This window comes from Spirillospora sp. NPDC049652 (assembly GCF_040675125.1).
Lineage (GTDB): Bacteria > Actinomycetota > Actinomycetes > Streptosporangiales > Streptosporangiaceae > Spirillospora.
Genome location: NZ_JBFAOF010000480.1, coordinates 1 through 5,378, shown reverse-complemented (window position 1 = coordinate 5,378; position 5,378 = coordinate 1). Strand labels below are relative to the sequence as shown.

Annotated in this window: 4 protein-coding genes; 1 reads left to right on the top strand and 3 read right to left on the bottom strand. The window is 72.6% G+C overall.

What is annotated here, in order from left to right; all coding sequences use genetic code 11:
- The 3 genes from AB0J52_RS25675 to AB0J52_RS25665 all read right to left on the bottom strand — a co-directional run.
- Positions 1-525, bottom strand: a 525-nt coding sequence (locus AB0J52_RS25675) for an alcohol dehydrogenase catalytic domain-containing protein (RefSeq protein WP_500184803.1), incomplete at its 3' end; no start/stop codon positions are given.
- 240 nt (positions 526-765) lie between these two features.
- Positions 766-2,967: a DUF4132 domain-containing protein gene (locus AB0J52_RS25670; protein WP_500184802.1), complete on the bottom strand. Its 2,202-nt coding sequence runs from the start codon at positions 2,965-2,967 to the stop codon at positions 766-768.
- Positions 2,968-3,133: 166 nt separating this feature from the next.
- On the bottom strand, positions 3,134-3,994 hold the full coding sequence (locus AB0J52_RS25665; protein ID WP_500184801.1) for a helix-turn-helix transcriptional regulator: 861 nt from the start codon (positions 3,992-3,994) through the stop codon (positions 3,134-3,136).
- 131 nt (positions 3,995-4,125) lie between these two features.
- On the opposite strand from AB0J52_RS25665, the gene AB0J52_RS25660 reads away from it, so the two are divergent.
- Positions 4,126-5,058, top strand: a complete 933-nt coding sequence (locus tag AB0J52_RS25660; protein ID WP_500184799.1) for an NADP-dependent oxidoreductase — start codon at positions 4,126-4,128, stop codon at positions 5,056-5,058.
- Positions 5,059-5,378: the final 320 nt, after the last annotated feature.

The window sequence follows — 5,378 nt, the reverse complement described above, 5'->3', positions numbered from 1 at the left end:
CGCGCCGTCGCCGACGACCGCCACCGTCTTGCCCGGTTCCGCCTCGGCGGCGACCGCCGCGAACCAGCCGGTCCCGAGCACGTCGGAGGCCGCCAGCAAGGACGGGACCAGGTTCGCGTCCGGCATGCCGGGAGTGGCCACCAGAGTGCCGTCGGCCAGCGGGATCCGCGCGTACTGCGCCTGCGTGCCGATGGAGCCCAGCGGCTGGGCGTGCACGCAACGGGACTGGTATCCGGCCCGGCAGATCTCGCAGGTGTTGTCGGAGGCGAAGAACGACCCGACCACGAAGTCGCCGACCCGGACCTCGCGCACCTGAGCGCCGACCTGCTCCACCACGCCGACGTACTCGTGGCCCATCGGCGCGGGTCCGGACGACCTCTGGACGCCCCGGTACGGCCAGAGATCCGACCCGCACACGCACGCCGCCGCCACCTTGATGACCGCGTCGGTCGGTTCGACGATCCGGGGCTCCTCGCGGTCCACCACCTCGACGTCGCCGGGTCCGTTCAGCATCACTCCACGCATCAGAGGTCTCCTCTCGTCGTCTTCGGCTCGCGGGGCACGTCAGGCACCCGTAGCGCCCCGCCGCGCGCCGTGGTCGACATCGCGGACGTGCTCCAGCCGGGACGCGTCGTCGCCCTCCCCAACACCGGGTGGGCGAGGCGTCCCGGGTGGACCGTTCGCCGATGATCCTTCCCCGCCTCTCCTTCCTTCCCGAGCCGAGCGGTTTTAAGAAGTTTCGGGATAAATGCACCCGTAGAGCCGTCAGGAGGACGGCGTGCCGGTCCGGGAAACCACCAGGTCAAGGTCGCGCATGACCTCGGAGAAGGCCACCGGCGGCACGTCGGCCAGCGGGACCGGTGTCCCGCCGACGTTCCCGGAGCCCGCCGGGGAGCCGTAACGGCCGCCGTTCCGGTGACCGCCGGTCAGGAAGCGGATCTCGCCGAGCAGGACGTCCCCCATGCCGAAGAAGCCGTGGAAGTCGCAGCGCAGGGCGGCGATCAGCCCGTCCCCGGCGGACCGGGTCGCCTGGTGGTCGTCGTACTCGCCGTGCGTGAACCAGCCGCGGCCCGCCAGCAGTCGACCCGCCACCTTGCCGTCCACCGTCTGCCCGGCGAACCGCCGCGACACATCCACCGGCGCGCGTTCCGCGGGCGTGAGGACGTACAGCTCCCGGAACACCTGCTTGACCGGCTGCTGGATGCGCCGTCGCACGATCTCGGCCTGCCATTCGGCGAGCAGGCCGCGCTCGTGCAGTTCGACCGGGTGGACGGCGGTGACCGGGCCGGTGCTGTCGACCTGGTCGAGTAGGCCGATCGTTCCCGCCTGGTCGCGCCAGAGCAGGGCGGGCAGCATCGCCGCCCCGGCGGGTAGGGAGAGCAGCCTGGACAGTTCGTCCGGCGGCAGCGTGGCGGCGGTCGAGACCAGCCGCTCGATCAGGCCGGTCCGCATCCGGCGAGCCTGGTCGTGAAGCCGCTTCTGGTGATCCCGCAGCTCCTGGTAGCCGGTGTCCGAGCGGACGGCGGCCGGGACCGACTTCAGCGACCTCCCCGCCCGGCTGACCGTCAGCGCCGGGTCGGCGCCGTCGAACCGCAGCACGACCCGGTAGTCACCGATCTCCGCCTCGGTCGGAGTGCCGGTGGCGATGCGGGCCTCGCAGTCCCATTCGAGGCGGTCCGCGTCCGCGAACCTGGCCACCTGCGCGAGGTGGTCGAGGGCGACCGAGATCGCGGTGGCGTGGCTGTGCCTGCGATTGGGGCCGAGCTTGGGTCCCTTCTTCGCGAGCTCGCGCAGCGCCAGGTAGCGCTCCAGCACCGTCTCGTCCGGGGCGAGGGGCAGCATGCCGAACGCCGCGATGCCCTGGAGCGCGTTGTGCTTGACCCGCTTCAGCACCGCCGGACGGTTCCAGCCCATGACCGCGGACGCCAGTTCGCTCGGGACCAACTCCAGCAGCCGCCGTGCGGCGTCCGTCCCGGCCTCCTCGACAGCCGCCAGGAGCGCGGCCCGGTCCTGGCGGACGGTCTCGTCGGTGGGCATGGCCCGGATCAACCGCAGCAGCGGCGCGGCCCGCTCCAGGCCGAACACCGGCAGGAGCACCTCGGCGTCACCGGCGCGCAGCCGCCATCCGAACGCCCGTCGCCGCTCCGCCTCGGACCGTTCGCGCAGCATGTCGAGCAGGGCGCTGCGTTCGGAGTCCGTCAGCTCTGCGACGCCGAGGTGGTCGGCGACCTTGGGATCGCCGTTCCAGGTCAGGGCCGTGCGGACGAACCGCAGACCGCGCGGGACCGGTGCCTTCGGAAGGTGCTCCCAATCGGCCGGAGCCGTGGCGGAGACCAGCCGCCAGGTCAGTTCGTCCACGTGGTCGCGGACGGCGTCCGCGCAGGCCAGCGGCTGGGACGCCGGGGGCTCGCCGACGATGGCCTTGCCGAGGTGGAGGTCGTCGGTGAAGGCCCGTTCGACCAGGGACGCGTCCAGGGCGTCCGCCTGATGCAGCGCGTCGAGTATGCGTGCCACGTTCGTCCGCTGGATGACGCCCAGCGGAGTGACGATGAGCAGCCGCAGCATGCGCGTGTCCGCAGCGGCGATGGCCCGCTCCGCCACCTCGTCCAGGAGCAGCCGGTGCCGGACGTCGCATCCGAGGTAGTCGGCGAGGAGGGCCTTGCGGTGAGCCGACGGCCATGGACCTGCCAGCACGTCGGCGATGTCCGCCGGACGGCCGACCGGGAACGCGGCGTCATAGAGCTCGTCGAAGTCCGTGACGATGTCGTCGATGTGCGGCTTCAGGTTGCCCAACGCCTGGTCGCCGCCGTCCTCGATCCGGAGCCGGGCCTTCTCCGCTGTTTCCCGCAAGGCCGCGAGGTCGCCCGTCTTCGTCGCGGCCCGCCCCTCCTCCAGCAGCCGGCGCAGCGCCGCGCGCTGTTCGCGGACGAGATCGAGGTACTCCTCCGGAATGGGACGCTCCACCATGGTCAGCCCCCTGCCAACCGGACCCGCACCACCGGCACGTCCTCTCCGGACGCCTGCGGTACCCGGCCGCGCGCCTCGATGTCGATCATGGCCGTCACCCTAGGGCAGCGCCCGGACAATCCGGCACGGGCACGGTTCGCGCAGGTCCGGGCCGGGTTGGCCGGTCCTAGGTTCCGGCCGGACGCGCCGGGGCGGTCTCGTGCCGGTGCTGGGGACCGAGCACGCGCAGCACGTCCAGGGCCTCGGTGCCGCCGGGCGGCGGCGTGAAGACCCGGAGCCGCTGGTCCGCTGCGGGCGTCGCCAGCACCTCGCAGTCGAACTCGATCGTGCCCAGTTCGGGATGCCGGAAGCGGTAGGGGTGCGACCTCCGCACCGCGACCTCGTGCCGGTCCCACAGTGCCGTGAACTCGGCGCTGGTCGCGCTCAGCCGCGCGACAAGGGCGCGAGAGGCCTCGTCGTGGCCGCGCCGGGCCACCGCCGCGCGCAGGTCGGCGACCAGTTGCCGAGCGTGCTCGTCGTGCTCCTCGGCGGCGAAGTGGTCACGGACGTCCGGCTCGGTGAACCAGCGCAGCACGATGTTGCGGTCCTCGCGCGCCACCGTGCACACGCACCCGAACAGCGCCAACGCCATGTCGTTCTGCGCCAGCAGGTCGCCGAGGTCGCTCACCACCTGGACCGGGACACCGTCCAGCTGGTCGAGCAAGTACAGAAGGCCCGGCCGCAGGTACTCCCCCGCCCGGGCGCCCTCCGGCGGACGGTGCCCGGCGAGCAGGTACAGGTGGTCGCGCTCGTCCACGGTCAGCCGCAGCGCACGCGTCAGCGCGGCCAGCATCTGCACCGACGGCTGCGGGCTCCTGGCCTGTTCGAGCCGCATGTAGTAGTCGGCCGACATCCCCGCGAGCGCCGCGACCTCCTCCCGCCGCAGCCCCGGCGTGCGCCGCCTCGGCCCTTCGACCAGCCCGACGTCCCGCGGGGCCAGCCGGGCCCGGGACCGTCTCAGGAAATCGGCGAGGTCATCGCGGTGCATCCCCATATCGGCAGTGATACCACTTCCGTCCCCGCATCCCCGGACCGCCGATCCTAGGGAAAGCGCTCCGCTCGTACAGACGCGCGGCTGACCGCATAGTCGGTGACACCGGCGAGAGAGGCGGTCACACGATGAAGGCAGTGCGGTTCCACGAGTACGGCGGGATCGACGTCCTGCGGGTCGAGGAGGTGGAGCGTCCCGTGCCCGGGCCCGGACAGGTGCTGGTCCAGGTCCGCGCGGCCGGGATCCAGCCCGGCGAGGTGATGATCCGCCAGGGCGCGCGGCACGGGCGCTGGCCGGCGGTCTTCCCGAGCGGACAGGGCAGCGACCTGGCCGGCGTGGTCGTGGAGACCGGCCCGCAGGTCCGCGGCTTCGCGGTGGGCGACGAGGTCCTCGGCTTCGTCCACACCCGCTCCAGCCACGCGGAGTTCGCCGTGGTGGACGACGTGAACCTGACCTCGCGTCCGCACGGACTGCCCTGGGACGTGGCCGGCTCGCTCTACGTCGCCGGCACGACCGCATACGCCACCGTGTTCGCGATCGACCCCGGACCGGCCGACACGGTCGTGGTCTCCGGCGCGGCGGGCGGCGTCGGTTCCCTCGCCGTGCAGCTCGCGCGGCGGCGCGGCGCCACGGTGATCGGACTGGCGAGCGTACGGAACCACGCCTGGCTGGAGCGGCACGGTGTCGTCCCGGTCGAGTACGGCGACGGCGTGGCCGAGCGGATCCGGAAGGCATCCGGCGGGACCGTCGACGCCTTCATCGACACCTTCGGGAACGGCTACGTGGACCTGGCGGTGGAGCTCGGCGTCCGCCCCGAGCGGATCAACACGATCAGCGACTGGCCGGCCGCCGCGCGGGTCGGTGCTCGGACCTACGGCGAGGGCGCGGCCGCGTGCGCGGTCGTCATCGGTGAACTGGCCCGGCTCGCCGCGCGCGGCGAACTCGACGTTCCGATCGCCCGCACCTATCCCCTGGACCGGGTACGGGACGCGTTCCGGGAGCTGGAACAGCGCCACACCCACGGCAAGATCGTGCTCCGCCCACAACACGACGTCCTCTGACCCAGCACGATCAGCCTGGCCGGAAGAGGCCGCACTGCGGGAGGGCGCGCCGCGCCATTGCTCCAGCGTCTGGGCGGGCGACGCGTCACGTACGCGCGGGTCATCGGCCTGGCGGGCCGCGCGACCCGCACCACATCCGCCCGTCGAGCACCCTCAGAACCCGGAACTCCACAGGACGCGTTAACCCCGTCCTGGCACCGCGGACAAGACACTTGGTTCGGCAAACCCATCGAACCGGAGGTGCCTGTTGTTCGAAAGCAGAACCCCTGCGCGCCGCGCGGCGCTGACGTGCGCCGCCGTCGCCGTCTGCGGTACCGCGC

Excerpts from the sequence above, each read along its gene's own strand:
- AB0J52_RS25665 (WP_500184801.1), bottom strand. The coding sequence starts at position 3,994 with ATGCACCGCGATGACCTCGCCGATTTCCTGAGACGGTCCCGGGCCCGG.
- AB0J52_RS25660 (WP_500184799.1), top strand. The coding sequence starts at position 4,126 with ATGAAGGCAGTGCGGTTCCACGAGTACGGCGGGATCGACGTCCTGCGG.
- AB0J52_RS25670 (WP_500184802.1), bottom strand. The coding sequence starts at position 2,967 with ATGGTGGAGCGTCCCATTCCGGAGGAGTACCTCGATCTCGTCCGCGAA.